The 208-nt window shown below is 48.6% G+C and carries 1 protein-coding gene; it reads left to right on the forward strand.

Features of this window, described 5'->3' with window-relative positions:
* Positions 1-208 (forward strand): DNA-processing protein DprA (locus tag AB4486_RS24685; protein WP_372119323.1); only part of this gene is annotated, 208 nt, incomplete at both ends.

The raw sequence follows: 208 nt of genomic DNA on the forward strand, positions 1-208 counted from the left end.
CGTAACCGTATTATAAGTGGGTTATCGCTCGGAACCTTGGTAGTTGAAGCGGCTGAGAAGAGTGGCTCTTTGATTACAGCTCGCTATGCCATGGAGCAAGGTCGAGAGGTGTTTGCGCTGCCTGGTTCAATTCATAGCCCAACCAGCCGAGGAGGTAATAGCTTAATTAAAGCTGGCGCATGTTTGGTGCAAAATGCTCAAGATGTTC

Origin of the sequence: Vibrio sp. 10N.222.55.C6 (genome assembly GCF_041473395.1) — a bacterium.
Taxonomy (GTDB): domain Bacteria; phylum Pseudomonadota; class Gammaproteobacteria; order Enterobacterales; family Vibrionaceae; genus Vibrio; species Vibrio crassostreae_C.